22 protein-coding genes and 1 tRNA gene are annotated in these 26,578 nt (G+C 67.6%); 7 read left to right on the forward strand and 16 right to left on the reverse strand.

Going from position 1 to position 26,578, the window contains the following annotated elements:
- Positions 1-245 (reverse strand): hypothetical protein (locus J1C47_RS19245; protein ID WP_207352420.1); only part of this gene is annotated, 245 nt, incomplete at its 3' end.
- A gap of 427 nt (positions 246-672) precedes the next feature.
- Between J1C47_RS19245 and cysQ the strand changes: the two genes are divergently transcribed.
- From cysQ to J1C47_RS19270, 5 genes are all read left to right on the forward strand, one after another.
- On the forward strand, positions 673-1,482 hold the full coding sequence (gene cysQ / locus J1C47_RS19250; RefSeq protein ID WP_207352421.1) for a 3'(2'),5'-bisphosphate nucleotidase CysQ: 810 nt from the start codon (positions 673-675) through the stop codon (positions 1,480-1,482).
- A 78-nt stretch (positions 1,483-1,560) separates the two neighbouring features.
- A complete protein-coding gene (gene cysD / locus J1C47_RS19255) occupies positions 1,561-2,487 on the forward strand; it encodes a sulfate adenylyltransferase subunit CysD (protein WP_207352422.1) in 927 nt (308 codons plus the stop codon).
- Positions 2,487-4,376: a sulfate adenylyltransferase subunit CysN gene (gene cysN, locus J1C47_RS19260; RefSeq protein ID WP_207352423.1), complete on the forward strand. Its 1,890-nt coding sequence runs from the start codon at positions 2,487-2,489 to the stop codon at positions 4,374-4,376. Before cysD ends, cysN begins: the two co-directional genes overlap by 1 nt.
- Positions 4,377-4,603: 227 nt before the next feature.
- Positions 4,604-5,629, forward strand: coding sequence for a TAXI family TRAP transporter solute-binding subunit (locus tag J1C47_RS19265; protein WP_207352424.1), 1,026 nt, complete (start codon positions 4,604-4,606; stop codon positions 5,627-5,629).
- A gap of 97 nt (positions 5,630-5,726) precedes the next feature.
- On the forward strand, positions 5,727-7,763 hold the full coding sequence (locus tag J1C47_RS19270; RefSeq protein WP_207352425.1) for a TRAP transporter permease: 2,037 nt from the start codon (positions 5,727-5,729) through the stop codon (positions 7,761-7,763).
- A 275-nt stretch (positions 7,764-8,038) separates the two neighbouring features.
- On the opposite strand, the gene J1C47_RS19275 is transcribed toward J1C47_RS19270, so the two are convergent.
- From J1C47_RS19275 to J1C47_RS19285, 3 genes are read right to left on the reverse strand one after another with little or no spacing between them, the layout of a single operon-like run.
- Entirely contained in the window at positions 8,039-9,037 is a 999-nt protein-coding gene (locus tag J1C47_RS19275) for an Hsp33 family molecular chaperone (RefSeq protein ID WP_245396679.1), read from the reverse strand.
- A complete protein-coding gene (argF, locus tag J1C47_RS19280; RefSeq protein WP_207352466.1) occupies positions 9,030-9,971 on the reverse strand; it encodes an ornithine carbamoyltransferase in 942 nt (313 codons plus the stop codon). Before argF ends, J1C47_RS19275 begins: the two co-directional genes overlap by 8 nt.
- 13 nt (positions 9,972-9,984) lie before the next feature.
- On the reverse strand, positions 9,985-11,199 hold the full coding sequence (locus tag J1C47_RS19285; protein ID WP_207352427.1) for an aspartate aminotransferase family protein: 1,215 nt from the start codon (positions 11,197-11,199) through the stop codon (positions 9,985-9,987).
- Positions 11,200-11,623: 424 nt separating this feature from the next.
- Here J1C47_RS19285 and J1C47_RS19290 point away from each other — a divergent pair, with 424 nt between their 5' ends.
- Both J1C47_RS19290 and J1C47_RS19295 read left to right on the forward strand, forming a co-directional pair.
- Positions 11,624-12,175, forward strand: coding sequence for a GcrA family cell cycle regulator (locus tag J1C47_RS19290; protein ID WP_207352428.1), 552 nt, complete (start codon positions 11,624-11,626; stop codon positions 12,173-12,175).
- A 195-nt stretch (positions 12,176-12,370) separates the two neighbouring features.
- Positions 12,371-13,510, forward strand: coding sequence for an alpha-D-ribose 1-methylphosphonate 5-triphosphate diphosphatase (locus tag J1C47_RS19295; RefSeq protein ID WP_207352429.1), 1,140 nt, complete (start codon positions 12,371-12,373; stop codon positions 13,508-13,510).
- A gap of 566 nt (positions 13,511-14,076) precedes the next feature.
- On the opposite strand, the gene J1C47_RS19300 is transcribed toward J1C47_RS19295, so the two are convergent.
- The 12 genes from J1C47_RS19300 to J1C47_RS19355 form a co-directional block, all read right to left on the reverse strand.
- Positions 14,077-14,817: an SDR family NAD(P)-dependent oxidoreductase gene (locus tag J1C47_RS19300; protein WP_207352430.1), complete on the reverse strand. Its 741-nt coding sequence runs from the start codon at positions 14,815-14,817 to the stop codon at positions 14,077-14,079.
- A gap of 69 nt (positions 14,818-14,886) precedes the next feature.
- Positions 14,887-16,338, reverse strand: a complete 1,452-nt coding sequence (purF, locus tag J1C47_RS19305) for an amidophosphoribosyltransferase (RefSeq protein ID WP_207352431.1) — start codon at positions 16,336-16,338, stop codon at positions 14,887-14,889.
- 107 nt (positions 16,339-16,445) lie between these two features.
- Positions 16,446-17,102 carry a CvpA family protein gene (locus J1C47_RS19310; RefSeq protein ID WP_207352432.1) on the reverse strand — a complete coding sequence of 219 codons (657 nt, stop codon included), beginning with the start codon at positions 17,100-17,102 and terminating at the stop codon, positions 16,446-16,448.
- Positions 17,103-17,203: 101 nt separating this feature from the next.
- Positions 17,204-18,604 (reverse strand): DNA repair protein RadA, encoded by a 1,401-nt coding sequence (gene radA, locus J1C47_RS19315; RefSeq protein ID WP_207352433.1) that lies wholly within the window; start codon positions 18,602-18,604, stop codon positions 17,204-17,206.
- Between the two features lie 465 nt (positions 18,605-19,069).
- On the reverse strand, positions 19,070-19,453 hold the full coding sequence (locus tag J1C47_RS19320) for a hypothetical protein (protein ID WP_207352434.1): 384 nt from the start codon (positions 19,451-19,453) through the stop codon (positions 19,070-19,072).
- Positions 19,454-19,537: 84 nt separating this feature from the next.
- On the reverse strand, positions 19,538-20,701 hold the full coding sequence (alr, locus tag J1C47_RS19325) for an alanine racemase (RefSeq protein WP_207352435.1): 1,164 nt from the start codon (positions 20,699-20,701) through the stop codon (positions 19,538-19,540).
- A gap of 538 nt (positions 20,702-21,239) precedes the next feature.
- The gene (locus J1C47_RS19330) at positions 21,240-21,617 is read right to left on the reverse strand and encodes a type II toxin-antitoxin system HicB family antitoxin (protein ID WP_207352436.1); all 378 of its coding nucleotides are present in this window, start codon (positions 21,615-21,617) and stop codon (positions 21,240-21,242) included.
- A gap of 627 nt (positions 21,618-22,244) precedes the next feature.
- Positions 22,245-22,320 (reverse strand) — tRNA-Lys (locus tag J1C47_RS19335).
- A 191-nt stretch (positions 22,321-22,511) separates the two neighbouring features.
- Positions 22,512-22,970, reverse strand: coding sequence for a PilZ domain-containing protein (locus J1C47_RS19340; RefSeq protein ID WP_207352437.1), 459 nt, complete (start codon positions 22,968-22,970; stop codon positions 22,512-22,514).
- A 589-nt stretch (positions 22,971-23,559) separates the two neighbouring features.
- A complete protein-coding gene (gene ilvC / locus J1C47_RS19345) occupies positions 23,560-24,579 on the reverse strand; it encodes a ketol-acid reductoisomerase (RefSeq protein WP_207352467.1) in 1,020 nt (339 codons plus the stop codon).
- A 2-nt stretch (positions 24,580-24,581) separates the two neighbouring features.
- Entirely contained in the window at positions 24,582-25,301 is a 720-nt protein-coding gene (locus tag J1C47_RS19350) for a TetR/AcrR family transcriptional regulator (protein WP_207352438.1), read from the reverse strand.
- Positions 25,302-25,925: 624 nt separating this feature from the next.
- A complete protein-coding gene (locus J1C47_RS19355) occupies positions 25,926-26,549 on the reverse strand; it encodes a hypothetical protein (RefSeq protein WP_207352439.1) in 624 nt (207 codons plus the stop codon).
- Between the last annotated feature and the right edge of the window lie 29 nt (positions 26,550-26,578).

The following is a 26,578-nucleotide window of genomic DNA, read 5'->3' on the forward strand; positions in this document are numbered from 1 at the left end:
TCGACGGGAACCAGCAGATAGCCGTCGCGCCACTGCACCGCGCTCTCGTCGACATTGCCGACGAAGGCGCCGGCCGTCGGCCCCGCCGAGGGCAGCGCCGCGCAGCCGGACAACAGCCCCGCCGCCAACCCCGCCAGAACCAGCCGCGCGCAGCCGCCCCGCGCCCTCACGGCCTTCCTGCGCACGACCTCGCCCCCGGGCATCGTCTTCGACGTGTGCCCCCGCAAAGCGCCATTGGCCGCCATCCAGTTTCCCCCTGCCGTCACTGTCTTCTGCGCGGCTGACGATGATGCGCACCGCCGCGCTTCGTCCCGTCGTTCCGGCCGGACCCGTACCCCCACGGGCCCTGCCGGGCACTTCGAGTCATTTCCTGGCGCCACTTCTATCACAGCCTCCTCAAGGAGAGGTTCATCCGGACGGCCGGCAAACTGCGCAGTGACGTTTTGGCCCGGCTGTGTGCGCAATTCGACACAGGGCGCATCCGCCTCGCGCCGTTCCCGCCGCCGCCCCCGCCTCTTGCATGGCACCGACCATCTGCTATGCGTGCTGCAAAGCAGCAAGAAAGTTTCGTCCGCGCGGCTTTTCCGGCTGAGCTTCCGGCGAAGATTGCCGTCGCGGCCGGTTTTCCGTAAGGGAACCGTCGATCGGCATCGAGACAGGAATGGGTTCGCTTTGACGCTTTCAGAACTGGCCGCGATCGCCCTTGCGGGCGGAGAGGAAATACTCGCGGTCTATGCGACCTCCTTCGACACCGCGACCAAGGCGGACGCCTCGCCGGTGACGCAGGCCGACATCAATTGCGAGGCGGTGATGCGGCCGCGGCTCGCCGGCCTCGCCCCCGACGTCGTCGTCGTCGCCGAGGAAGCGGTCTCCGCCGGCGAGATACCGGCCGAGGCCGATCGCCTGTTCCTCGTCGACCCGCTCGACGGGACCAAGGAATTCATCAACCGCAACGGCGACTTCACCGTCAACATCGCGCTGGTCGAAGCCGGCGTGCCGGTGGCCGGCGTCGTCTATGCACCGGCGATCGGGCTCTTGTGGGCGGGTTCGGCCGGCGAAGGCGCCTTCAAGGCGCGCGTCGAGGACGGCGCCATCGTCTCGACGGAGCCGATCGCCGCCCGGCCGGCGCCGCCGCGGATCGTCGCGGTCGGCAGCCGCTCGCACGGCTCGGCCGAGACCGAAAGATGGCTGGAGCGCTACGACGTCGCATCCTTCGTCTCGCGCGGCTCGTCCCTGAAGTTCTGCCTCCTCGCCGAGGGTGCGGCGGACGTCTATCCGCGGCTCGGACGGACGATGGAATGGGACACGGCCGCGGGCGACGCCGTCCTGCGGGCCGCCGGCGGCATCGTCACCACCCTCGACGGCCGTCCCCTCGCCTATGGCAAGCGGCGCCAGAGCGGCGACGTCGATTTTGCCAATCCGCATTTCGTCGGCTTCGCCGATCCGCGCCTCGCCACGAAATTGGCACAGGAAGCAGGCTGAAAGCCGGTCGAGCGTCGCGAAGCCGCGACGGATGCGAATGATCGGCGCATGGCGCCGGAACCAGGGACTGATCGTAAGATGTCGGCATCGACGGCCATCAACGCAACGCAACTCACCCATCTCCAGCGCCTCGAGGCGGAATCGATCCACGTGATGCGGGAGGTCGCCTCCGAGTTCCGCAATCCGGTCATGCTCTATTCGATCGGCAAGGACTCCTCGGTGATGCTGCATCTCGCCAAGAAGGCCTTCTATCCCTCGCCGCCGCCCTTCCCGCTGCTGCACGTCGACACGACCTGGAAGTTCCGCGAGATGATCGCCTTCCGCGACCAGGCCGCCAAGGACGCACGCATGGACCTCATCGTCCATACCAACCAGGAAGGCGTCAGGCAGGGGGTCACCCCCTTCACCCACGGCTCGTCGGCCTACACCAACATCATGAAGACCGACGCGCTCAAGGAAGCCCTGACCAAATACGGCTTCGACGCCGCCTTCGGCGGGGCGCGCCGCGACGAGGAGAAGAGCCGCGCCAAGGAGCGCATCTTCTCCTTCCGGACGCAGAACCACGGCTGGGACCCGAAGAACCAGCGGCCGGAACTCTGGAACATCTACAACGCCCGGGTCCGCAAGGGCGAGTCGATCCGCGCCTTCCCGCTGTCGAACTGGACAGAGCTCGACATCTGGCAGTACATCCTGAAGGAGGACATCCCGATCGTGCCGCTGTATTTCGCGGCGAAGCGCCCGGTGGTGCATCGCGACGGCCAGCTGATCATGGTCGACGACGCGCGGATGCCGCTCGCCGAGGGCGAGACGCCGGAGATGCGGCTGATCCGCTTCCGCACCCTCGGCTGCTACCCGCTGACCGCGGCGATGGAATCGCCCGCCGCGACGCTGCCGGAGATCGTCCACGAGATGCTGATCGCCCGCACCTCCGAGCGCTCGGGCCGGCTGATCGACCACGACGAGGCCGGGTCGATGGAGAAGAAGAAGCGCGAGGGCTATTTCTGATGGACAATTTCGATCCCGCGGCCTTCGCCGAATATCTCTCCCGCCAGGAGCGCAAGGACCTTCTGCGCTTCCTCACCTGCGGCTCGGTCGACGACGGCAAGTCGACGCTGATCGGCCGGCTGCTCTACGACACCAAGCTGCTCTTCGAGGATCAGCTGGCGACGCTGCAGAAGGATTCGGCCAAGCACGGCACGGTCGGCGAGGACATCGACTTCGCGCTGCTCGTCGACGGTCTCGAGGCCGAGCGCGAGCAGGGCATCACCATCGACGTCGCCTATCGCTTCTTCGCCACCGAGAAGCGCAAGTTCATCGTCGCCGACACGCCCGGCCACGAGCAGTACACCCGCAACATGGCGACCGGCGCCTCCAACGCCGACCTCGCGGTGATCCTGATCGACGCACGCAAGGGCGTCCTCACCCAGACCCGCCGGCACTCCTACATCGCCTCGCTGCTCGGCATCAGGAACGTCGTCCTGGCGATCAACAAGATCGACCTCGTCGGCTATTCCGAGGAAGTCTTCAACGAGATCCTCGACGACTACGGTTCCTTCGCCCACGAGCTCGCCTTCGAAACCATCCAGCCGATCCCGATGTCGGCGCGCTTCGGCGACAACGTCACCCAGCGCGGCGACAATCTCGGCTGGTACAAGGGCCCGACCCTGCTCGAGCACATCGAGACGGTGGAGGTGCGCGGCACCGAGGCCGAGCGGCCGATGCGCTTCCCGGTGCAGTGGGTCAACCGCCCCAATCTCGACTTCCGCGGCTATTCCGGCACCCTCGCCTCGGGCACGGTGTCGGTGGGCGAGGAACTCGTCGTCGCCGCCTCGGGTCGCAAGAGCACGGTCAAGTCGATCGTCACCTACGACGGCGAGCGCGACAGCGCCGTCGCCGGCGAAGCGGTGACGATCACCCTTGCCGACGAGATCGACATCTCCCGCGGCGATCTTCTGTGCGACGCCGACCAGCGGCCGGAAGTCGCCGACCAGTTCTCCGCGCATCTGATCTGGATGCATGACGAGCCGCTGGTGCCGGGGCGACCCTATCTCTTCAAGATCGCCACCAAGACCGTCGCCGGCTCGGTCACCGAGATCAAGTACAACGTCGACGTCAACTCGTTCCAGCATCTGGCCGCCAAGAAGGTCGGGCTGAACGAGGTGTCGGTGGTCAACCTCTCGTTCCGCGAGCCGATCGCCTTCGACGCCTACGCGGCGGACCCGGCGACCGGCGGCTTCATCGTCATCGACCGGCTGTCGAACCTGACGGTCGGCGCCGGGATGATCGACTTCGCGCTGCGGCGCGCTTCGAACATCCACTGGCAGGCGGTCGACCTCGACAAGCAGCGCCGCGGCGAGGCGATGGGCCAGCGGCCGGCGGCGATCTGGTTCACCGGCCTTTCCGGCGCCGGCAAGTCGACGGTCGCCAACCTCGTCGAGAAGCGGCTGTTCGCCCTTGGCAAGCACACCTATCTCCTCGACGGCGACAACGTCCGCCACGGGCTGAACCGCGACCTCGGCTTCACCGAGGAGGACCGCGTCGAGAACATCCGCCGCGTCGCCGAGACGGCCCGGCTGTTCGTCGACGCCGGCGTCATCGTGCTGTGCTCCTTCATCTCGCCCTTCCGTTCCGAACGGCAGATGGCGCGCGACCTGCTCGAGCCGGGCGAATTCGTCGAGGTCTTCGTCGACACGCCGCTGCACGTCGCCGAGAAGCGCGATCCGAAGGGCCTCTACCGCAAGGCGCGGGAGGGCCGGATCAAGAACTTCACCGGCATCGACAGCCCCTACGAGACGCCCGAGCGGGCCGAGATCACGCTGGCCGGCGGCATGGCGTCGCCGGAAGAGCTCGCCGACAAGGTCGTCGACTACCTGCGCGAGCAGGGCTACATCTGATCCCGGCGGACATCGCCGGACGCCATCCATCGGCCCGCCTCTTTCACGAAGAGGCGGGCCGATCGCGTTCCGCGAGGCCGCCTCCCGCCCGCCCCGCGCGGCACGCGGGGCGCCGCCATCCTGTGGGCGAACCTTACCGGACTGTCATGAAGGGTTCCGGCCGGGCCGATTGCTGGTTATGGTCCGACCTCTTCGCAGTCCAGACCCCACAGAGGAGGAACCAGCCCATGCGGTTTTCGATGAAGCAGACACTGATCGCGGCCGGTGCCGCCGTCACCATCGGCGCCCTCGCCGTCGGCGGCTCCTTCGCCCAGGACATGAAGTTCTTCCGCATCGCCACCGGCGGCACCGCCGGCACCTACTTCCCGATCGGCGGACTTCTCGCCAACGCCATCTCCAACCCGCCGGGGTCGCGCGCCTGCGACGAGGGCGGAAGCTGCGGCGTGCCGGGCCTCGTCGCCACCGCCATCGCCTCGAACGGCTCGGTCGCCAACGTCAACGCCATCGGCTCGGGCACGCTCGAATCCGGCTTTTCGCAATCCGATGTCGCCTACTGGGCGCAGACCGGCACCGGCGTCTTCGAGGGCAAGGGCAAGGTCGAGAAGCTCAGGGCGATCGCCAATCTCTATCCCGAGAGCATCCATCTCGTCGCCAAGAAGGATTCCGGCATCACCTCGGTCGCCGACCTCAAGGGCAAGCGCGTCTCGCTCGACGAGCCGGGCTCCGGCACGCTGGTCGACGCCCGCCTCATCCTCGAGGCCTACGGCATCACCGAGAAGGACATCGAGCCGGAATATCTGAAGCCCAACCAGGCGGCCGACCGGATGCGCGACGGGGCGATGGACGCCTTCTTCTTCGTCGGCGGATTCCCGGCGGGCGCGATCGTCGAGCTCGCCTCGAACACGCCGATCACCATCGTGCCGATCGCCGGCGACGAGGCGAAGAAGGTGACCACCGACTACGAGTTCTTCGCCAAGAACACGATCCCGGCCGGCACCTATGACGGCCAGGACGGCGACGTCGAGACCCTGTCCGTCGGCGCCCAGTGGGTGACCAGCGCCGATCAGCCGGAAGAGCTGATCTACGAGGTCACCAAGGCGCTGTGGAACGACAACACCCGCAAGCTGCTCGACGCCGGCCACGCCAAGGGCAAGGAGATCACCAAGGAGACGGCGCTGAACGGCGTCGCCATCCCGCTGCATCCGGGCGCCAAGAAGTTCTACGACGAAGCCGGCATCACCGCCTCGAAGTAAGCTTTTCCGCATCGCCGGCCGCCCTCGCGCCCCGCGCCGGGCGGCCGGTCCGCCTTCCACCTCCCCGGACGGCCGGACCCGGCCACGTCGAGAGCCGATGACCAAGACCGCCGAGTTCGATCCGGACAAGACCAAGGAGCTGGAGGAGCGCTTCGACCCGGAAGTGCGTTTTCGCCCGCTCGGCAAGGCGGCGAGCTTCGTCGCCGCGCTGCTGCTCTTCTCGCTGTCGCTCTTCCACTACTACACCGCCGGCTTCGGCCTGCTGCGCGAGGCGACCCATCGCGGCGTCCATCTCGCCTTCGTCCTGTCGCTGATCTTCATCGTCTTCGCAGCGACGCCGAAGGGCCAGGAAAGGCTCTATCCGTCGTCGCTCCTGCGGCCCTTCGGCCTGCCGATCCTCGACTGGCTCTTCGCCGTCGCGGCCGTGGTCTCGGCGCTCTACGTGCCGTACATCTTCGACGACCTCGCGTTCCGGGTCGGCAACCCGCTGCCGATCGACGTCGTCATGGGGACGATCCTGATCGTCGTCCTGCTCGAGGCGACGCGCCGCTCGATGGGCTGGCCGCTGGCGGCGATCGCCGTCCTCGTCATGGCCTACGGCATCTTCGGGCGCTATGCGCCGGGCGTCCTCGTGCATCCCGGCGCCGACTGGAAGACCCTCGTCAACCATCTCTACCTCACCAGCCAGGGCATCTACGGCCTGCCGGTCGGCGTCGTGGCGACCTACGTCTTCCATTTCGTGCTGTTCGGCGTGCTGGCGACGCGCATCGGCCTCGGCCGGCTGTTCATCGACCTCGCCTCGGCGCTGGCCGGCCGCTTCTCCGGCGGGCCGGCGAAGGTCTCGGTGTTCTCCTCGGCGCTGCTCGGCTCGATCTCCGGCTCGTCGATCGCCAACACCGTCACCACCGGCTCGCTGACCATCCCGGCGATGATCCGCATCGGCTATCCGCGCCACTTCGCGGCGGCCGTGGAGGCAGCGGCCTCGACGGGCGGGCAGATCACTCCGCCGGTGATGGGCGCCGCCGCCTTCCTGATGATCGAGTTCCTCGGCGTCTCCTACACGACGATCATCACCGCGGCGATCGTGCCGGCCTTCATGCATTTCTTCGGCGTCCTGGTGCAGGTGCATCTGGAGGCCAAGCGCCTCGGCCTGCGCGGCCTGACGAAGGAGGAACTGCCGAAGGTCGGGGCGGTGCTGAAGCGCGACTGGCCGACGGTCGTGCCGCTGATCCTCCTGATCGCCATCCTGATGCAGGGCTACACGCCCTATCTCGCGGCCTTCTGGGGGATCACCGCCTGCATCGTCGTCGGCCTCGTCAACCCGCTCAACCGGATCGGCCCGCGCGACGTCTTCGACGCCTTCGTGCTCGGCGCGAAATACGCGCTTGCCGTCGGCGCCGCGGCGGCGACCGTCGGCATCATCATCGGCGTCGTGACTCTGACCGGCGTCTCCTTCAAGATCGCCTACATGGTGACGTCGACCGCCGGCGGCTGGGCGGCGGCGATCGCCCCCTTCGTCCCCTTCGACGTGATGGGGGTTCCGACGCTGACGCTGCTGATCACCCTCATCCTGACGGCGATCGTCTGCATCGTCATGGGCTGCGGCATCCCGACGACCGCGACCTATCTGATCATGGTGTCGGTGGCCGCGCCGGTCCTCGGCCTCCTCGGCATCGCGCCGCTGGTCGCGCATTTCTTCGTCTTCTACTACGGCGTCCTCGCCGACGTGACGCCGCCGGTGGCGCTCGCCGCCTATGCCGGCGCCGGCATCGCCAACGCCAACCCGTTCAAGGCCGGCAACACCGCCTTCCGGCTGTCGATGGGCAAGGCGCTGGTGCCCTTCGTCTTCGTCTTCGCACCGTCGCTGCTCCTGGTGACCGACGGCTTCACCTGGCAGGCCTTCGCGCTCGCCTTTTCCGGCACGATCATCGGCATCGTCGCCCTGTCGGCAGCGTTCGCCGGCTGGCTCGCCGGGCCGCTCTACGCCGTGGAGCGCTGGGTGCTGGCGGCAGCGGCGATGCTGCTCGTCGCGCCGGAGCTCGTCTCGACGCTGATCGGGCTCGCGATCGTCGGGCTGATCGTCCTGCGGCAGACGCTGATGCCGAAGGACGGCGAGCCAGCCGCTGCCGTGTGAGGAAGTGGAGAGTCGGGTCGGTCTGTGGACCTGAGGGTTTTTGTCGGCCTGCGCGTGATCGCCCCCCTCTGCCCTGCCGGGCATCTCCCCCGCAAGGGGGGAGATCGACCCTGCGCCAATGTCCCTGCTGCCCGCAAAAGTCGGCAGGTTGCAGAACGAATGACGGAAGAGAGCCGAACTTCGACGCTTCCGATCTCCCCCCTTGCGGGGGAGATGTCCGGCAGGACAGAGGGGGGTGGTCCCGCGCAATCGCCGAAACAGCGACCCCCTCCAGATCAATCCTCGCGGAAATCGTCCGGGTCGAATTCGTAGTGCGTGCCGCAGAATTCGCAGGTGACCTTGATCACCCCGTCCTCGACGCTCTCCTCGATCTCCTCGGCGGTGAAGCTCGACAGCACGCTGCCGATCCGCTCGCGCGAGCAGGAACAGTCGTCGATCACCCTGTCGGTCGGGAACACCCGCACGCCGCGCTCGTGGAACAGGCGGAAGAGCAGGCGCTCGACGCCGACCTCGGGGTCGGTGAGTTCCGAGGCGTCGACCGTGTCGACGAGGGCCCGCACCTCCAGCCAGGCGTCGTCGAACTCGTCGCCGTCGTCGTATTCCTCGACGCCTTCCGGCAGATCGCCGCCCGGAAGGTCCGGCATGCGCATGCGTTCGGGCGACTCCGGCAGGAACTGGGCGATCAGGCCGCCGGCCCGCCAGCTCTCGACGAAGCCCTTCTCGCCGCGCCGGGCGATCTTGGCGACGGCGAGCTTCACCGTGGTCGGGATCTGCTCGGACTGGCGGAAATAGGTCTCGGCGACGGCCTCGATGTCCTCGCCGTTCAATTCGACGATACCCTGATAGCGCTGGGTGTAGACGCCCTGGTCGACGGTCAGCGCCAGAGTACCCTTGCCGAGGAGGTCCTCCGAGCTGGTGGCGCCGCTCGCGACCGCCTCGGCGAGGGCTTCCTCGTCGTAGCGGGCATAGGCGCGCACGCTCGCCGGCGTCGAGAAGTCGACGACGAGGAGATCCACCGGCCCGTCGGTCTGGGTCTGGACGATGAACTTGCCCTCGAACTTCAGCGAGGTGCCGAGCAGCACCGTCAGGACGATCATCTCGGCGAGGAGCCGCGACACCGGCTCGGGATAGGCGTGCCGGTCGAGGATCTGGTTCAACATCGGGCCGAGCTGCACGCCGCGGCCGCGCGCGTCCAGCGCCTCGACGGCGAAGGGCACGACGGCATCGTCGCCGGCAAGATCGCCCGCCGTCAGGAAGCGCTCGTTCTCAGCCATGGGCCGCCATGCCGGGGGTCTCGCCGAAACACCAGGCGAGGATCGCCTTCTGCGCATGCAGGCGGTTTTCGGCCTCGTCGAACACCACCGACTGCGGGCCGTCGATGACGCCGTCGGTCACCTCCTCACCGCGATGGGCGGGCAGGCAGTGCATGAACAGGGCGTCGGGCCGTGCGTGGCGCATCAGGGCCTCGTTGACCTGATAGGGCATGAACACGTTGTGGCCGCGCGCCCGGTCCTCGCGCCCCATCGACACCCAGGTGTCGGTGACGACGCAGTCGGCCCCGGCGACCGCCTCGAGCGGATCGGTGGTGGTGAGGATCTTCGCCCCCGCGCCGCGGGCCCAGTCGACGAAGCGGCCGTCGAGGTCGGAGCCCTCCGGCGTCGCGATCCTGAGCTCGAAATCGAAGCGCGCCGACGCCTCGGCGAAGGAGGCGAGGACGTTGTTGCCGTCGCCGGACCAGGCGAAGACCTTGCCCTTCACCGCCCCGCGCTTTTCCTCGAAGGTCATCAGGTCGGCCATGATCTGGCAGGGATGGGTGTCGTCTGTCAGGCCGTTGATGACCGGCACCGTCGCATGCTCGGCCATCTCCAGCAGCCGGTCGTGGCTGGTGGTCCGGATCATGATGGCGTCGACGTAGCGCGACAGCACGCGGGCGGTGTCGGCGATGGTCTCCGAACGGCCGAGCTGCATCTCGGCGCCGGAGAGGAACAGCGTCTCGCCGCCGAGCTGGCGCATCGCCACGTCGAAGGAGACGCGGGTGCGGGTCGAGGGCTTGTCGAAGATCATCGCCAGCATCTTGCCGGCGAGCGGCTTGTCGCCGGCCGGCAGCTTCGCCTTGCGGCTGACGGCGTCGTCGATGATGCGGCGCAGCTCTTCGCGCGAGACCTTCGAGATGTCGAGGAAATGGCGGGGGTCGGAACTCGTCGTCATGGTCATCGGCATCTCATGCACTGGCGCGCTGGAGCGGCGCCGAAAGATCGGCGGCCGCGCTCTCGATCCGCTCCATCGCCAGGCGGATCTCCTCCACGGTGATGGTGAGGGGCGGCAACAGCCGCACGACGTTGTCGCCGGCCGGCGCCGCGACGACGCCCGCATCGCGGAGCGCGGCGATCATCCGGGTGTTCGGCACATGCATCTTCAGGCCGATCAGGAGGCCCTCGCCGCGGATCGACTCGATCACGTCGGGGAAGCGGTCGGCGAGCGAGGCGAGCGACTGCTTGAAGAGGAGCGCCTTGCGGCGGACCTCTTCGAGGAAGCCCTCGGCGAGCACGACGTCGAGCACGGCGTTGCCGACGGCCATGGCCAGCGGATTGCCGCCATAGGTCGTGCCGTGGGTGCCGGCCGTCATGCCCTTCGCCGCCTCGTTCGTCGCGAGGCACACGCCCATCGGAAAGCCGCCGCCGATCCCCTTGGCCGAGGCCATGATGTCGGGGGCCGCGCCCGAATGTTCGTAGGCGTAGAACCTGCCGGTGCGCCCGACGCCGGTCTGCACCTCGTCGTAGATCAGGAGGATGCCGTGCTCGTCGCAGAGCTGGCGCAGGCCGACGAGGCACTGCGGCGGCACGCCGCGGATGCCGCCCTCGCCCTGGATCGGCTCGATGAGGATCGCCGCCACCTCCGATCCCGTCGCCGCCAGACGCAGCGCCTCGTGATCGCCGAAACGAAGCTGGTCGAAGCCTTCGACCTTGGGGCCGAAGCCTTCGAGATACTTCGCCTGGCCGCCGGCCGCGATCGTCGCCAGCGTGCGGCCGTGGAAGGCGCCCTCGAAGGTGATGATCCGGTAGCGCTCGGGATGGCCGGAGACGTAGTGGTAGCGCCGCGCGGTCTTGATCGCGCATTCCAGCGCCTCGGCGCCGGAATTGGTGAAGAACGCCTTGTCGGCGAAGGTGTTTTCGATCAGCCGCTCGGCGAGCCGCGTCTGCCCGGGGATCTCGAAGAGGTTCGAGGTGTGCCAGAGCTTCTCGGCCTGCGCCTTCAGCGCCTCGACGAGGTGGGGATGGGCATGGCCGAGGAGATTGACGGCGATGCCGCCGGACAGATCGAGGAAACGTCGCCCGTCGCGCGACTCCAGCCAGACGCCCTCGCCGCGCTCGAAGGCGAGCGGTGCGCGTGCGTAGGTCTGAAAGAGCGGCGAATTGTCCTGCGACGACTGATCCATCTTGTTCAACTCTTGCAAAAGCGCCTCGACGAAGCGCCCGAAAACGTCAAAGCCTGCCGCGGGGCAGGCTTTCCGTACGTCTCCGATGTCTCGGATGACTTCCTATAACATGCCGGTCCGGGCTGTGCGAGGCAAGGGACTGCGGATTTTTGCGGCATTTTCCGCATCTGCCGGCATGGCCGCCCCTGAATATTCGCAGACGGGTCCCCATATTGCTTGGGGAAAAAGCATCGACACGCGCTTTTGCCGGCGGCACGACTCTTGCCAGCGAGTCCAGCGATACGGTAAATTCCGTGCCTAGATACTAGACTTCGAGCGGCGGACCTAGTTTCACCATACATGTTGTATCTCCCTCTGCGCATGGGGCCTTGCGCAGACGGGTGGTGGATTCCGATCGCCGCTTGCTTGACGAAGGAGCAAGCCAATGGGTTGGACAGACGAACGCGTCGACATGCTGCGTCAACTCTGGTCCGAGGGTCACAGCGCCAGCCAGATCGCCGAAAAGCTCGGCGGCGTCAGCCGGAATGCGGTGATCGGCAAGGTGCATCGCCTGAAACTCGAATCCCGCGCCAAGGCGCCCGCCGCCGAGGCGAAGCCGGTCGTCGCCGTGGTGGCGGAGCCGGTGGTCGCGGCCGCCGCGTCGCGGATCCTGACGCCGCAGGTGGTCGCCGCGCAGGCGATCCAGCCGAGCCGCACCGTGGCCCGGACCGTCGGCGCCACGGCGCTGAAGGTTGAACTCGACCATGAAGCCGAAGAGGCTGCCGAACCGATCGCCCGCAAGGGCGAGGTGGTGCCGATGATGCGCAAGCTGACGCTGGTGCAACTGACCGAACGGACCTGCAAGTGGCCGATCGGCGATCCGCTGTCGCCGGACTTCCACTTCTGCGGCGATCATTCCGGCGAGGGAACGCCCTATTGCAGCTTCCACGCCAAGCTCGCCTTCCAGGCGGTCACGGAGCGGCGCCGGGTCCGCTGACGCCGGTCCGACATCGCCGGCATGCCCCCGAAAGCCCGCGGCTTCGTGCCTCGGGCTTTTCGTTTGGGGTTTGCAGGGACGGCGGGGACGGCCGCCGGTCGCCGCGCAATCGGGCGGCATCTCCCTATAAGGTGGTCATCTTTTGAGGTCGTCATCTTGCCCGGTCGCCATCCTCGCACGCCATCGGACGGACCCATGGACAACGAAACCATCCTCGCCAATGCCCGCATCGTCCTTGCGGATGCGGTCGTCGAGGGTGCGGTCGGGATCGTCGGCGGGCGCATCGCCGAGATCCTGCCCGGCCGGCTCACCGGCGGCACGGACCTTGCCGGCGACCTTCTCCTGCCCGGTCTCGTCGAACTCCACACCGACCAGATCGAAGGCCACCACCATCCGCGCTCGAGCGTCGTCTGGAACGACATGGCGGCGATCCAGGCCCATGACGGACAGATCGCGACGTCGGGCATCACCACCGTCTTCGACGCGATGCGGGTGGGGACGGACGAGAACACCCGCTCCGACGCCGAAACGGTCGCCCGGCTCGCCACAGCGCTCGATCGCGCGGCGGCGGAAGGGCGGCTGCGCGCCGATCACTTCCTGCATCTGCGCTGCGAGGTCTCGGCCGACGACGTGATCGACGGATTCGACCTGTTGAAGGACAATCCGCGTCTCAGGCTCGTCTCGCTCATGGACCATGCGCCCGGCCAGCGGCAGTTCCACGATCTCGGCAAGCTGAAGGCCTATCTCGCCGACAAGTTCGGCATGGACGACGCGGCGTTCGAGGCCTTCGCCGCGGCCCGCATCGCCCAGTCGCAGAAGAACGCCGCGCCGCATCGCCGGGCGATCGCGGCGGAATGCCGGCGGCGCTCCATCGCCCTCGCCTCGCATGACGACGCGACGCTCGCCCATGTCGAGGAGTCGATCGCCCTCGAGACGCTGATCGCGGAGTTTCCGACCTCGGTCGCCGCGGCAAGTGCCTCCCGGGAGGCGGGCATGAAGGTGCTGATGGGCGCGCCCAACGTCGTGCGCGGCGGATCGCATTCCGGCAACGTTTCGGCGATCGAACTCCTGCGCGCCGGGCTGCTCGACATCCTCTCCTCCGACTACGTGCCGTTCAGCCTGATCCAGGCGGTGTTCGCACTGGCGGAGACCGGCGCCGTCTCGCTGCCGGCCGCAACGCGGCTCGCCGCGACGAACCCGGCCGCGGCCGTCGGGCTGACGGATCGCGGGATCATCGATGCGGGGATGCGGGCGGATCTGATCCGGGTCGCCCACACGCCCGGCGAGCCGCCGGTGGTGCGGTCGGTGTGGCGCGAGGGGCGACGGGTGGCGTGAGGCCGGCAGTGGGGTGAAGGCGAAGCATGCTCATCCCGCCGTGGACGCTTCCTCGTCTGCACCGCCGGGACGGTTTCGGCGCTGAGGCATGGATCCCGGGTCAAGCCCGGGATGACGACGCTTCGAGGATCGATCCCTTTCCTGACAAGGCGATGCACGCCTGACGCAGGACCGAGGTGGGACAGCGTGACGAAGCCGGCAGCGCCACAGACGCTTCGTCATCCCGGGCTTGACCCGGGATCCATTCCAGACCGTCGACCCTGCCGATACGGAAGACCGCCGCATGCCGAACTGCCGGGAGGGTCACGGCGGCGGGGGCAAGCCCGGGATGACGAGGCTTCGAGGATCGATCCCTTTCCTGACAAGGCGGTGCACGCCTGACGCAGGACCGAGGTGGGACAGTGTGACGAAGCCGGCAGCGCCACAGACGCTTCGTCATCCCGGGCTTGACCCGGGATCCATTCCAGAGCGTCGACCCTGCCGCCACGGAAGACAGCCATCTTCCGCGCTGCCGGGAGGGTCACGGCGGCGGGGGCAAGCCCGGGGATGACGACGCTCGGATGCCCTCACGCCGGGTTCTGGTAGGTCAGGAACCGGTTCTCGCGCACGTCGAAGATCTTCCCCGTCTCGGTGACGTCGGGAAACGCCAGCGGCACGATCTTCGCGGCGACCTCGCGGGCGGTCGGCAGCGTCTTCGGGTCCTCGCCCGGCATCGCCTCGGCCCGCATGCGGGTGCGGGTCGCGCCGGGATTGACGGCGTTGACCCGCAGCTGCGTGTTCATCGTCTCGTTCGCCCAGGAGCGCACCATCGCCTCGCAGGCCGCCTTGGTCGCGGCATAGAGCGACCAGTAGGCCTTGGCGGAATGGGCAGCGCCCGAGGACATGACGATGGCCCGGCCGGCATCGGACGCCCGCAGCAGCGGATCGAGCGAGCGGATGAGGCGCCAGGTGGCGGTGACGTTCACCGTCATCGTCTTCTCGAAGACCTTCGCCTCGATGTGGCCGATCGGCGAGAGAATGCCGAGGAGGCCGGCATTGGCGACCATCACGTCGAGCCTGCCCCAGCGCTCCTTGATGGCGCCGCCGAGCCGGTCGATGCCGCCCATGTCGGAAAGGTCGAGGGGCACGAGGGTGGCGCTGCCGCCGGCCGAGCGGATCTCGTCGTCGAGTTCTTCGAGGCCGCCGACGGTGCGGGCGAGCGCGACGACGTGAGCGCCCTCTCCCGCCAGCTGCCTGGCGATCTGGTAGCCGATGCCGCGCGATGCGCCGGTCACCAGCGCGATCCTGCCTTCGAGCCTCCCGCCCATGGTCAGACCCTTCCGTCCTTCGTTCCCGTCATCCGGCGCGCAAGCGGCCGGCCGCCGCTCAGCCGCCGCTCAGCCGGCGCCGCCGAGCAGCGACAGCTGCCGGACGTTGTCCGCTCCGTCCTGGTCGGTGAGCGACGTCGGGTAGTCGCCGGTGAAGCAGGCGTCGCAGAACTGCGGCGAGATCTTCGAGCGGCCGGCCTCGCCGCAGGCGCGGTAGAGCCCGTCGATCGAAAGAAACGCCAGCGAATCCACCTGGATGAAGTCGGCCATCTCCGCGATGCTCATGCGCGAGGCGAGGAGCTTGGCCTTTTCCGGCGTGTCGACGCCGTAGAAGCACGAGGCGGAGGTCGGCGGCGAGGCGATCCGCATGTGCACCTCGCTTGCGCCCGCCTCGCGGACCATCTGGACGATCTTCTGGCTGGTGGTGCCGCGGACGATCGAATCGTCGACGAGCACGACGCGCTTGCCCTCGATCATCGAGCGGTTGGCGTTGTGCTTCAGCTTGACGCCCATGTGGCGGATGGAATCCGTCGGCTGGATGAAGGTGCGGCCGACATAATGGTTGCGGATGATGCCGAGCTCGAAGGGAAGCGCCGCCTCCTGGCCGTAGCCGATGGCCGCCGGCACGCCGGAATCGGGCACCGGCACGACGACGTCGGCGTCGACATGGCTCTCGCGGGCGAGCTCGATGCCGATCTTCTTGCGGATGTCGTAGACGTTGCGGCCTTCGACGTTGGAATCCGGCCGGGCGAAATAGACGTATTCGAAGATGCAGAAGCGTCGCCGGCGGGCCTGGAACGGGAAGATGCTCTCGACGCCGCTCTCGGTGATGACGACCATCTCGCCCGGCTCGATGTCGCGGACGAACTCGGCGCCGATGATGTCGAGGGCGCAGGTCTCCGAGGCGAGGATCGGCGCGCCCTCGAACTCGCCGAGGACCAGCGGCCGGATGCCGAGCGGATCGCGCACGCCGATCATCGAGCTCGACGAGAGCCCGACCAGCGAGAAGGCGCCCTCGAGCCTGGACAGGGCGTCGATCAGCTTGTCGACGAACATCCGCGCGCCGCTGGTCGCGACGAGATGCAGGATCGTCTCGGTGTCGGAGGTCGAGGAGAAGATCGAGCCGCGCCGCTGCAGCTCGCGCTGCACCGTCAGGGCGTTGGTGATGTTGCCGTTGTGGGCGACGGCGAAGCCGCCGGCCGAGAGCTCGGCGAAGAACGGCTGGACGTTTCGAAGGCCGCCGCCTCCGGTGGTGGCGTAGCGGGTGTGGCCGATCGCCGCCGTGCCCGGCAGACGCTCCAGCACCGCGGCCTTGGTGAAGGTGTCGCCGATCAGGCCGGCATGGCGCTCGACGTGGAACTGCGCCCCGTCATGGGACACGATCCCCGCCGCCTCCTGGCCGCGATGCTGGAGCGCATGCAGCCCGAGCGTCACGACGGCGGCGGCGTCCGCCCTCTGGAAAATGCCGAACACGCCGCATTCCTCATGCAGCGTGTCGTCGCCGAATGGCGTTTCGTCCATGGCCTATCTGCGTTCCGCTCGCTGGGATTCGAATGGCTCTGATATAGTCCGTGCGGCGGGCAAGCGCGAGTCGCGCGCCGGAAAACGCCCGTCCGCCCTTTCGCCGGTCAATTGGCCGGGGCTCCGTCGGTGTCGGGCGCCGGGTTGGCGGCATCCGGCTGGGCGGGCTCGGCGCCCTGGATCGCGCCTTCGACGGAGGTCGGCTCGTCGCCGGCCGGCGCCTGACCCTCCCCGGTTCCCGGCTCGCCTTCCTTCAGCTTGTCGATCTGGTCCATGATCAGCCCTTCCGGATTGTCCGGCAGGGCGGCGACGAGCTGCTTGCCGAGATCGTCGAGATAGGGCTTCGAGGCGGCGTTGGTGATCCAGGACGGCTGGTTCTCCGGCGCCAGCCAGTTGAAGAACAGCATGGCGACGACGACGAGGAGCAGGCCCCGCACCGCGCCGAAGATGAAGCCGAGCACCCGGTCGAGGGCGCCGATGCGGCTGTCGATGATGAAATCGGCGATTCTCAGCGTGATGAAGGAGACGATGATCAGCGTGACGATGAAGATCACCGCCGCCGAGCCGGCCATCGCGACGGTCCGCGATGAGACGTATTGCTGGGCATAGGGGGTGAGCTCGCCGTAGAACAGGAAGGCGACGATCGCCGCGACCGCCCAGGCGACGATCGACAGCACCTCGCGGGAGAAGCCGCGCACCATGGCGAGCAGTGCCGAGACCAGCATGATCGCAACGAGGATCGCGTCGAGGAGGGTGACGGGCATCAGGAACCTTCGAGACCAGTGACGTCGGGCCCGGCTGCATCCGGGCACGACACCCATTAGCGTCTTGCGGCCGGATTTTCACTAAGAGATTCGCACAAAGCTCAAGCGCCCTCCTCCGGGCGGGGGATCGAGCCGCCCGCCACCTGCGCCACGAGATCGGGCAGCGCCTCGACCTCGCCGACCCGCATGGCGTGGGATTTCGGCAGGTCGGCGCTCGCCGCCGGCAGGACCGAGCGGGAAAAGCCGAGCTTTTCCGCCTCCTTCAGCCGCTGCGCCGCATGGGCGACGGGGCGCACCGCGCCTGACAGGCTGATCTCGCCGAAATAGACGCAGTCGGGCGGCAGCGGCGCCCCGGAGAGCGACGAGACGAGGGCGGCGGCGACCGCGAGATCGGCCGCCGGCTCGGATATGCGGAAGCCGCCGGCGACGTTCAGATAGACGTCGTGCTGGGAAAGCCGCACCCCGCAATGGGCGTCGAGCACGGCGAGCACCATGGCGAGCCGCGGCTGATCCCAGCCGACGACCGCCCGCCGCGGCGTCCCGAGCGCCGAGGGCGCGACGAGCGCCTGGATCTCGACCAGCACCGGCCGCGTGCCCTCCATACCGGCGAAGACGGCGGCGCCCGGCGCCTTGGCGTTGCGCTCGCCGAGAAAGAGCTCGGACGGGTTGGCGACTTCCCTCAGCCCCTCCCCGCCCATCTCGAAGACGCCGATCTCGTCGGTCGGGCCGAAGCGGTTCTTCACCGTCCTCAGGATGCGGAAATGGTGGCCGCCCTCGCCCTCGAAATAGAGGACGGCATCGACCATGTGCTCGACGACGCGCGGGCCGGCGATCTGGCCGTCCTTGGTGACGTGGCCGACGAGGATCACCGCCGCGCCGGAGGCCTTGGCGAAGCGGATCATCAGCTGGGCGGCGGTGCGCACCTGGGTGACCGTACCCGGGGCGGCCTCGGCGGCGTCGCTCCACAGCGTCTGGATCGAATCGACGATGACGAGATCCGGCCGCCTCGCCTCGGCGAGGGTCGCGAGGATGTCCTCCACATTGGTCTCGGCGAGGAGCTCGACGGCGGTGTCGGCGGCGGCAAGCCGCTGGGCCCTCAGCCGCACCTGTGCCACCGCCTCCTCGCCCGACACGTAGACGACCCGGTGGCCGCGCCGCGACAGGGCGGCGGCCGCCTGCATCAGGAGCGTCGACTTGCCGATGCCGGGATCGCCGCCGATGAGGATCGCCGAGCCGCGGACGATGCCGCCGCCGGTCGCCCGGTCGAACTCGGCGATGCCGGTGACGACCCGCGGCGCCTCCTCGATCTCGCCGGAAAGCGGCAGCAGCGCCGAGGGCCGGCCCTTGCGCCGGGCGCCGCGCTGCGGCCCGCCGCCGATGCCGCCCGAAGCGTTCTCCTCGACGATGGTGTTCCACTCGCCGCAGGCGTCGCACTTGCCTTGCCAGCGCGTATAGACCGCGCCGCAGGCCTGGCAGATGAAGGTGAGCTTGGGTTTCGCCATCAGCGGGGATTAGCGGATGGCGGGCGCGGGCGGAAGGGCGCCGACGCGGCCACTCCACGATCGCTGTCATTCCCATTCCCCTGTGCCGGAACGCGATCGGTATGGAACGTCGCCCGATCCTCGGGGCAAGCGAGCGTCACATCCAGAGCGTCACAACGGGAGTGCTGCACGGCCGACTCAGCGCTCGAGGGTTCCCGCCGTCGGTTCGATGACGCCGTCTCTTGGATATTCCGCCCATACAGACCGCTCGTCGGGCCATTCACGGGCATGGTCGAGATCGACCCGTTCAGATTTCCCAAACCGACAAAATCGTCAGGATGTTCGGCGGCGCATCAATTCAACGACTTGAGGAGCAACTCGGTCGCATACATCAGGCCCACCACGCCGACACCCACAATGACGGCTTCGAGCCCATGCCGGCGCATATAGACGAATACCCCGTGAAATGCCTCGCCCCAGGTCTCTTCACTTCGAGGATTTTCCAACCCACCCTCCTGAAAAAGCCAGGCTCACGGCCGTGATTATTCCGGGAATATAAACCTGGACCAAACGACTATCAATTTTCGCCTTTTCGCTGCCTGCAACCAATATGACGCAGACGATGAAGCAGGCCAAAGGAACGATGGCGTAGACGGTGATGTCCTTTTTGTCGACGACTGGCTGGGACAGCAGCGCGGTTGCGCCGAGAATGAAGGCCGTGACGATGAATTCGATCCACGCCGGACGGAGATAGACTTCCTGGATGTGATCGAGAAGATCACCCGCCGGCTGGTCGATGAGTGCAAACTTCAGCCCGACGCCCAGCACCAACGGGAGAAATGGCAGCACCCCGCGGCCGATGATTCCCAAACTTGCATTCACCTGTCGACCCGATCGTGGTGGAAGTGCGTCTTTCGATTGGTGCACGGGGCGTGCGTGACTGCAAACTGCAATTCAGACGAATACCCGTTCCACCCGCCTCCCCAGACCCGTCAGCAATTCATACGCGATCGTCCCCGCCGCATCGGCGACGTCGTCGATCGCAACGTTCGGCCCGAAGAATTCCGCCCGTGTCCCCGGCTCCAACAGGTCTGCCGGCACGTCGGTGACGTCGAGCAGCGTCAGGTCCATCGACACGCGGCCGAGCACCGGCACGCGATGCCCGGCGACGAAGGCCGTCGCGCCCGGGCGGGTCTCGCGCAAAGGCACGCCCGCGCCGGAGGCAGCGCGAAGATAGCCGTCGGCATAGCCGAGGCCGACGGTGGCGATGCGCGTGTCGCGGGCAAGCTTCGCCGCCGCGCCGTAGCCGGCGGCTTCGCCGGCCCTGGCGGTGCGGATCTGCAGGATCGCGGCGGTGAGCGTCGCGACGGGCTGCAGCCGGCCGAGCGAGGCAGGTCCCGCTCGGCCGCCATAGAGCGCGATGCCCGGCCGGGTGAGGTCAAAGGCGTAGTCGGGCCCGAGGAAGGCGCCGCAGGAATTGGCAAGCGAGCGCTCGACGCCGGGAAAATGCGCGCAGACCGCCGAGAACTCCCGAAGCTGCGCCGCGGTCTGCCGGCGGTCCTCGTCGGCGCTGGCGAGGTGGCTCATGATCAGGCGAAGGTCGAGCGCGCCGCCCGCGACGGCAGCCTCGACGATCGGGATCTCGGCCAATTCCAGGCCGAGGCGGTTCATCCCGGTCTCGAACTGCAGGGCGGCGGGGGCCTGCGCGCCGGCCCGCTCCAGCCCCTCGCACCAGGCCGCGACGTCGGCGAGGTTCGAGAGCACCGGGATCAGCCGGGCCGCGACGAAGGCCGGAACCTCCGCAAGCTCCAGCCCCTGCAGCACATGGATGCGGGCGTTCGTCGCCCCCGCCGCGTCGAGCCCTGCGCGCAGTTCGACGCCCTCTTCCAGCCAGGCGACGAAGAAGTCCCGGCAGCCGGCCTCGTGGAGCGCCTCGGCGACGCGCACGGCGCCGAGGCCGTAGCCGTCGGCCTTCACCGCCGCGCCGGTGCGACCGGCAGCGTTGAGGGAAGCGACGAGGCGCCAGTTCGCCTTCAGCGCCGCAAGATCGATCGCGACCCGGGGCATACGCGAGGGGGCGTGGTGAGAGGCGGGGACGGCGGGGGTGGATGCGGCCATTCAAGTGTCTTTCGGATCGCTTCGCCGGATCCGGCGCCTCCCCGCCCGATCGACCGACCGCCAGCCTAGCAGAAAACCCCCGCCGGACGGCAATCGCCGAAACCTGCCTGAAAGGCGGATTCTGCCGCGATCGCCCGGCCGCGCGCGACGCCATGCCGCCGGGGTCCGCCGAAGGGATCGCTCGACGCAGCAGCGACTGCCCGCGCAGAGCGCTGCTTTTTGCCGATTCGGGGACAGCGGCCCGGGCGGCGATGTGCAGCAAAAGCGGAAGCCGGGCGGGCGACCAAGCCGGGCCAACGCTGACCGGACGCACGGCCGAAGCCAGACGGAACAGCCCCGACGGCGGGAGCTTCGCGTGGCATCCGTTCCGAGCCCTTCGACGGCCGCATCTTCAGCCGAACGACGAAAAGCATCGGGTGAAAGAATAGAAAGGCCGTATGTCTCTGGAACGGTTGGAAACGGTCACCCGACATGACCTTAAAGGCATCGCTCAGCTCCGAGGAGCACTGCCCATGTCAAAGGGGAACGGTCATCAACGCTAGCAGAGCTTGGGAGCAAAGGACGGTGATGGCCCGTCGGGCTCGACACCTGTCAGCTCACTGAATCGGAGCCATGCAGAAAACTGCTCGGCCCGCTCCCGCAGATCCTTCACGTCAGCATCGAGCTTCTCAATTCGCTCGTCGAATTCATGATGTTTCGCTTTCATCGCGCGGCCATACGTACCGGGTTCGGGGATCTCCCGGCCGAGCTTATTATATGTATCGATCCATTCGGCGTAGGCATCTCGGAGATTGGCAAGAGCCTCTTCCGGCGTTTCTCCATCCGACATGCAGCCCTGCAAATCAGGAATGTACGCAACATACCCGCCACCGTCTGCGTCGGGCAGAGGAGCGATCAAGATCCGGTACTCGTTCACTCCACGCCTCCTTGTCCGCGTCGGGCCCGATCGTGCGCCTTTACCAAGCTTACGAACTGACGAATGTATGTCGGTTTAATGGGTCGTTTGCTCGGGATGGGCAAAACGCCATGCAGCAACAGACTGTATGCCTTGAAATGGCTTCCGCTCGTGGGTGGGTCAAGCTCTAATCCGTGTTGGGAGCAGACGGCACGGATGTCGCTGATAGTCCAATCGGCCCGAGGATTCGCCTCCATTCGCTGGAGGATCTTGTCTTTTCTCGCCAAGCCGAATCCTCGGAATGCCCAGTCCGTTTGCAGATCCCCATTGCCGACCCCCTCTGCCACGAAGTTGCAGCCCCCTCGAAAAGGCTGGCAAGTCGAACCAAAGCGCTCGGGCTCTCGATGATGGGGAATGTACAACCTGAACGCAAGCGTTCGCGCATTGGCAGGGTCGCGCTTGCCGGGGGCGGGCCGGCCCGCCAAGCGGCGCGTTTCCCGCCCGACCCGGAAACGGCGCGGAAACGGCGGTGGAAACGGCTCGAAAGCCTCTCGAAACGCGACGACGACCCGCAACGCGCCGACAAGCGACGCTTTTTGCACATGTTCGACGTCTTCTGGAGGAAACGGCGCAAACCGTTGAATGGATTGGTGGGTGATGTAGGGTTCGAACCTACGACCCGCTGATTAAGAGTCAGCTGCTCTACCAACTGAGCTAATCACCCGCCGGCCGCCTTCGCGGTTGGCGGCTATATAAAGAGGGGTTTTCCGGCTGTCCACCCTCGAATCGATGCCTTGCCGAACAATTCTCCCCGGCTCGGCGCGGGTGCCGCCTCGGCTCGGTTCGGGCCGCAAGCAGCGGCCGGCATGGCGGCGGACACTCGGCGAACGAAGTCGGCGACGCGTGAGGTGGCGCTCAGGCCCCGGCCCGGGGGCTCCTGCGCCAGGCGAAGCGGCTGGTGAGCGCGTCCGGCAGGCGTTCGGGAACGATCCGGCGGATCGTCGCGCGGCGCTCGCCCTCGGGCTCCTGCGCCGCGGCTGCGGCCGGCGGCTGCTCGGGCGCGGTGCGGACCGCGGGCGCCGACAGGCCATGCTCGCCGATGTCGAGGAACCGGATGCCGGCGAACATCGACCGGCGATAGATCAGCTCGGCCGGCCGCGTCGCCGGCTCCTCGCCGATGCGGATGCGGAAGTCCTTGGGCAGGTGGACGCTGTCGTCGATGGTCAGGAGCGCGCCGGTCGCCGAAATGTTCCTGACGATGCAGTCGAAGGTGGAAAAGCCGTTGTTGAAGATCAGCTTGGCGCGCTTGAGGACGCGCATGCGCGGCGCCGCGCGGCGCTCGGCTCCCTCGTATTCAGGTGCTGTCGCGTTCATGCTGTGCCTCCGGACCCGTCCTGCAAGCCAGATTGTCGCAGTTCAGGGTTTCGAATCCATGAAGGCGGGACTCGCAACTCGAGACGATCGGTCGGAATGAAAGCGGATCGGCGCGTTTCGCCCTTCGATCAGTCGCGCGCCTTGTCGACCATGGCGTTGGCATTGGTCCGAGAACATTCGCTCGATGCAGCAGCCAGACAGGGTGATTTGGCTTCCTTCGGGGGAGATGCCGCCCTTCTGGAGGCACAGCGGGGAGTATCTTGGCACCGGACTTTTGAACGATGGCGCGGCACCCCCCTCTGGGTTGCCACCCATCTCCCCCGCAAGAGTAGAGATCGAAGCGTCGCCGATGGCGCTAGCCTTCAAACGATTGCCGTGGCCTTGATCCCCCGCCCGCCCGCAGCGGCGAAGCCGCGACGACGGGCAGAGAAAGCGGCCGTGGATCGGACCGCGGGCGCAGCGCCGAGATCAGTTGCGCGCCTTGTCGACCAGGGCATTGGCTTTGATCCCCCGCCCGCCCGCAGCGGTGAAGCCGCGAGGACGGGCACAGAAAGCGGCCGTGGATTGGACCGCGGGCGCGAGGCCTCGATCAGTTGCGCGCCTTGTCGACCAGGGCGTTGGCTTTGATCCACGGCATCATGCCGCGCAGCTTCTCGCCGACTTCCTCAATCTGGTGCCGGTCGTTGCGGCGGCGGATGCCCTTGAAGCGCGCGGCGCCCGAGCGGTACTCCTGCATCCATTCCGAGGTGAAGCGGCCGGTCTGGATGTCGGTGAGGATGCGCTTCATCTCCGCCTTGGTTTCGGGCGTGATGATGCGCGGGCCGGAGACGTATTCGCCCCATTCGGCGGTGTTGGAGATCGAGTAGTTCATGTTGGCGATGCCGCCCTCATAGATGAGGTCGACGATCAGCTTCACCTCGTGCAGGCACTCGAAATAGGCCATCTCCGGGGCGTAGCCGGCCTCGACCAGCGTCTCGAAACCAGCCCGGATCAGCTCGACGAGGCCGCCGCAGAGCACCACCTGCTCGCCGAAGAGATCGGTCTCGCACTCTTCCTGGAAGGTCGTCTCGATGATGCCCGAGCGCCCACCGCCGACGCCGGAAGCATAGGAGAGGCCGAGGTCGAGGGCGTTGCCGGAAGCGTCCTGATGGACGGCGACAAGGCAGGGCACGCCGCCGCCGCGCTGGTATTCGGAGCGCACCGTGTGGCCGGGGCCCTTCGGCGCGACCATCAGGACGTCGACCGTCGCCTTCGGCTCGATCAGGCCGAAATGGACGTTGAGGCCGTGGGCGAAGGCGATCGCCGCGCCGTCCCTGATGTTGGGGGCGATCTCGTTCCTGTAGATGTCGGCCTGGAGCTCGTCGGGCGTCGCCATCATCATCAGGTCGGCCCATTTGGCCACCTCGGCGACCGACATGACCTTGAAGCCGTCGGCCTCGGCCTTCTTGGCCGTCGCCGAACCCTCGCGCAGCGCGATGGCGATCTCCGGCACGCCGGAATCCTTCAGGTTCAGCGCATGGGCGCGGCCCTGCGAGCCGTAGCCGATGACGGCGACCTTCTTGCCCTTGATGAGATTGAGATCGGCGTCGCGATCGTAATAGACGCGCATGGTCATTCCTTCCCTTTGTTTGCCGTGTCGGGGTTTTCTGATCCCGGCCCTGCGGGCCGCTCTTCGGCCCCGTAGAGGGCCAGAAAATGTCGCGCCGCGCGCTCTGCCGCGGCGCGAATGTCGTTTGATGTCAGATCCAGCCGGTCACCGAGCAGCAGGCGGATCTGCACGTCGCGGACGACCAGGCCGAAGAAGTCGCGGAACGCCTCGCCCGCGTCGTCGAAGGCGAGAAGGCCGGCCTCACGGCCGAGTTCGAGCAGCGGGACGAGCCGCCGGCCCATGGCGACGGGGCCGTTCTCGACGACGATCCGCCCGAGATTGCGGCCGCTGCCGCCTCCCGCGGCCTCGCCGATGGCGAGGCGGTTGAGCGCCACCGAGGTGTTTCCGGAAATCACCGTCAGCCAGTCGCCGGCGAAGCGTTCGAGACTTTCCCTCAGGGCTTCGCGGTCGAGCTCGTCGCGCGACAGCGGCCGGCCGCGCACCTTGGCGGCCTGCCACCGCACGGTCGCGGTGAGCAGCCCGTCGCGATCGCCGAACCACTTGTAGAGCGATTCCTTCGAACAGGAGGCGGCGCGGGCGAGGCTCGACATGGTCAGCGCCGCCTTCGGATCGACGATGAGGGCGAGCGCAGCGTCGAGCACAGCCTTCTGGCGCGGCGTCGGATCTTCACAGACGTCGCTCGCCCTGCTCTCGCCGTCATTGATCGCCGCTGCCAGGTTCATCAGTACCGTACCGTACGTTACGGTCGGTGCTTTAGTGGCTTCTCAGCGCAGGTGCAAGCGCTTCTCGAAAATCTGCATCGCCACCAGGTTGCAGCCACGTGCATTCGGGCCACCGCGTCTATTCCTGGAGGACAAGGCAGGGGGGAAATGTCGGTGTCGCTGAGGCTCGACTGCTCGAAGGTTGAGATTGATTGGTGGAGCAGCGAGGGGCCGATCGTCCGCGATGCCCAGTCGACGCCCACGAACCAGTCCGACTTCCGGTCGTCAATGACGACCTCCTCCGTCACGTCCGGGCCACCGCAGTGCCTGTCGATCCCTGGACTGGCGCTCGAAGGCGCAAACTCCCCACGAGGCATCCACCGTGGCCTTCCGCCGAGGCACGGGTCCCCCCAGGTGTCCACGACACTGGGCGCGATGGGCTGCTCCCGGCAGGCTGGCCCGATCCGAGCAGCTTATGACAAAATCGATCGGATCATGATGAGGGGTACAGGGGGCGGCCGACACACGGTCCTGACGCGGTCGCCGCCGGCAAATCGCCGTCTGCCCACCGAAAGCGCTGGGTGACGGTGCGCTCCAGCGTCGCTTGGCGGGCCCCCGCGGCGAAACCCCGCCGCTTCGCTGCCCTCAGGCCGATCGCAGAAGCAGCTTGGAAGAGGCCACCGCCTGGGCGATGCGCTGGTAGTGCGGCGCGAGCGCTGCCGACTTGGCCCTCTGGAGAGCATTGACGGCCTTGTCGATCGCCTGCTGCGCCTGTTGGTTGGCCTTCGCAAGATCCGACCGCCTGACGGCGCGATATTCCAGGTCCGTCCGGCGGATGGTCGGGCGCGGCGACCGCGCGCGGGGTGCCTGGCGATCGAGATTCTGGTCGACCACGCGCCCGAGGTCACGCGACAAGCCGTTCAGGATCGTCGCAGCTTCCCGATAGTCGGGGCCGAGCCTCTCGGCCTGGGCCGCCACCCATTCGTAGGAGGCGCGCAGGCAGTCGATGCGATACACGGGCTCCAGGCTGGAACAATGGCTGTTGCCGTCGTTGATCCGCGCGATGATGGAGCGCGTATAGCCGTCGCTCACGACGAGGGTGAAGACGGGATCCGTCGCACCGCCGAGATGACTGCCTCGACCGGAATAGAATGGGCCGCCCCGGGCCTCCGTGCCGATGACGCTGGATGAGACGGCCAGACCCGACGTCAGAATGAAGACGCACAGACGTCGAGCGAGGCGGTGGTGGCGATTGCCGAAGGCAGCCATGGAGATCCTTTCCGGCCGAGATCGAGCCC

Source organism: Jiella sonneratiae, assembly GCF_017353515.1.
Classification (GTDB): Bacteria; Pseudomonadota; Alphaproteobacteria; order Rhizobiales; family Rhizobiaceae; genus Jiella; species Jiella sonneratiae.

Coding starts and splice junctions, on each gene's coding strand:
- cysD (WP_207352422.1), top strand. CDS start 1,561: ATGTCGGCATCGACGGCCATCAACGCAACGCAACTCACCCATCTCCAG.
- cysN (WP_207352423.1), top strand. CDS start 2,487: ATGGACAATTTCGATCCCGCGGCCTTCGCCGAATATCTCTCCCGCCAG.
- J1C47_RS19265 (WP_207352424.1), top strand. CDS start 4,604: ATGCGGTTTTCGATGAAGCAGACACTGATCGCGGCCGGTGCCGCCGTC.
- J1C47_RS19270 (WP_207352425.1), top strand. CDS start 5,727: ATGACCAAGACCGCCGAGTTCGATCCGGACAAGACCAAGGAGCTGGAG.
- J1C47_RS19275 (WP_245396679.1), bottom strand. CDS start 9,037: ATGGCTGAGAACGAGCGCTTCCTGACGGCGGGCGATCTTGCCGGCGAC.
- argF (WP_207352466.1), bottom strand. CDS start 9,971: ATGACGACGAGTTCCGACCCCCGCCATTTCCTCGACATCTCGAAGGTC.
- J1C47_RS19285 (WP_207352427.1), bottom strand. CDS start 11,199: ATGGATCAGTCGTCGCAGGACAATTCGCCGCTCTTTCAGACCTACGCA.
- J1C47_RS19290 (WP_207352428.1), top strand. CDS start 11,624: ATGGGTTGGACAGACGAACGCGTCGACATGCTGCGTCAACTCTGGTCC.
- J1C47_RS19295 (WP_207352429.1), top strand. CDS start 12,371: ATGGACAACGAAACCATCCTCGCCAATGCCCGCATCGTCCTTGCGGAT.
- J1C47_RS19300 (WP_207352430.1), bottom strand. CDS start 14,817: ATGGGCGGGAGGCTCGAAGGCAGGATCGCGCTGGTGACCGGCGCATCG.
- purF (WP_207352431.1), bottom strand. CDS start 16,338: ATGGACGAAACGCCATTCGGCGACGACACGCTGCATGAGGAATGCGGC.
- J1C47_RS19310 (WP_207352432.1), bottom strand. CDS start 17,102: ATGCCCGTCACCCTCCTCGACGCGATCCTCGTTGCGATCATGCTGGTC.
- radA (WP_207352433.1), bottom strand. CDS start 18,604: ATGGCGAAACCCAAGCTCACCTTCATCTGCCAGGCCTGCGGCGCGGTC.
- alr (WP_207352435.1), bottom strand. CDS start 20,701: ATGGCCGCATCCACCCCCGCCGTCCCCGCCTCTCACCACGCCCCCTCG.
- J1C47_RS19340 (WP_207352437.1), bottom strand. CDS start 22,970: ATGAACGCGACAGCACCTGAATACGAGGGAGCCGAGCGCCGCGCGGCG.
- ilvC (WP_207352467.1), bottom strand. CDS start 24,579: ATGCGCGTCTATTACGATCGCGACGCCGATCTCAATCTCATCAAGGGC.
- J1C47_RS19350 (WP_207352438.1), bottom strand. CDS start 25,301: ATGAACCTGGCAGCGGCGATCAATGACGGCGAGAGCAGGGCGAGCGAC.
- J1C47_RS19355 (WP_207352439.1), bottom strand. CDS start 26,549: ATGGCTGCCTTCGGCAATCGCCACCACCGCCTCGCTCGACGTCTGTGC.